The organism is SAR324 cluster bacterium (assembly GCA_029245725.1).
GTDB lineage: Bacteria > SAR324 > SAR324 > SAR324 > NAC60-12 > JCVI-SCAAA005.
The window spans coordinates 1-1,680 of sequence record JAQWOT010000298.1 but is presented as its reverse complement, the minus strand read 5'-3'; the positions used below and the strand labels follow the sequence as shown (position 1 = coordinate 1,680).

Here is a 1,680-nt window from a genome sequence, read left to right as displayed (position 1 = left end):
ACTGACCAGTTATACTACCTTACCTACACTTTTAGTGGTGATCTAATTTACGAGAGCATAAACTCAAATATTCTTAAGACAGATCCACCTTTTACAAATCAGGATCAAAACACCCCAGGGCTAACAATGGCTCTAGGCAACCTCGGACTCTCTGAATCAGGAAATTGTGATTACTTGGCTGTTCGTTTGAATACAAAACCTGCGAATCTTGTAACAGTAAGTCCTAGTTTTACTTCTAACTCTGAGGAAGCAATCTTAATCAATGATAAAACAAATTGTACAAACGAAAAACAAATCATTGGAAATTGTCAGCAGTCACCTTTGTCTTTCAACTCTAGCGACTGGAACCAGTCCCAACTTTTATGCATTAAAGGTAAAGATGATTCAGATATTGATGGATCTCAACAAATAACTCTGGCTATCGAGTCATCTAGTGACGATACAAACTATAAAGAACTAAATCTTAGTCCTAAATTCGATCTAACTAACACAGATAATGATTACGCTGGAATCTTGTTAGGTTCAGTCCAGTACATGGCTAGCCAAGGGAAATACGTCCTTCCTGTTCAATTACGTGCCAAACCAAGCTCCACGGTAACTGTCCAATTAGCAAATGATACTTTGCAAACCATCAAAGATGTCTTTGAAACTTCATCAATTAACTTCAATAGCAATAATTGGAATGATCAGCAATTTTTTAAGCTCAGGACAGGGGTAGACCTAAGTGCAGAAGTAACTTTGCAAGCTATAGGAGGAGATTTCAATACCACAGCGACCACTTTTATCAACTTGAGAAGTGACAATAGTAGTGCAGCAGCAGGCTATGAGTTTGTCTACTTCAAAGAAGAAGCAGAGAGATTTACTAGTGATGATGGTGGTGTTTATGCCTTTCGTTTAAAACTGAGAAATCAGCCCACAGCGCCAGTATATCTAAAGTTAAAGTCTGATAATTCCAGTATTGGCAATCCTAATCGTACTGGAATCACTCTGGACTCTACTAACTGGAGCTTAGGTGAAGAGATCAAAGTGATTGGCTTAGATGATAAACTAAATGGAAACCAACCCTATCAAATTCAATTTTATGATGCCTCTAGTACTGATCCTAACTACGATAGTCTGCTCCCACAAGATATCCACCTTGTAAACCTTGATGACGACTATCGGCCCTCACCACTTTCCTCTGATACCTATGAGTTCGACAACACTACAACCACTTCAAATAGTTGTAAAGCAACTGGAGAAATATCTGGCGACACATCTGATTTCAACATTTCACTGCCAATAAGTGTTGTGAAAGAAACTGATTCACCTGTAGCCACAATCAAGATTGCACTATCACAACCAATCGAGGGCACTGTCAAACTGAGAGTATTTTCTGAGGATGAAAGTGAGGGCTACCTGATTGACGAGGGGAATAATTCCATTAATTTTCAAGATATTACTTTTAATGAGTCTAATGCTATCACATACCAAGATATCAAAATATTAGGTAGCCCAGACTGGATTGATGATGGACATCAACGCTTTAAGATTCAGATCTCTGTATTGAATACTAACATTCCTGGTTACTTTGGAAAAAGTGCGTCTATTTGCCTTGAAAACAAAGATGATGATAAATCAGGAATTGAATTCAATTTTGGCATGTCTGACGAAAACCTCCTCGCTACCTAACATTTTGAT

The 1,680-nt window shown here is 38.2% G+C and carries 1 protein-coding gene; it reads left to right on the top strand.

The annotated features are described in order from the left end of the window. The coding region (locus P8O70_16085; GenBank protein ID MDG2198362.1) for a hypothetical protein at positions 1-1,671 on the top strand (1,671 nt) is incomplete at its 5' end. Between the last annotated feature and the right edge of the window lie 9 nt (positions 1,672-1,680).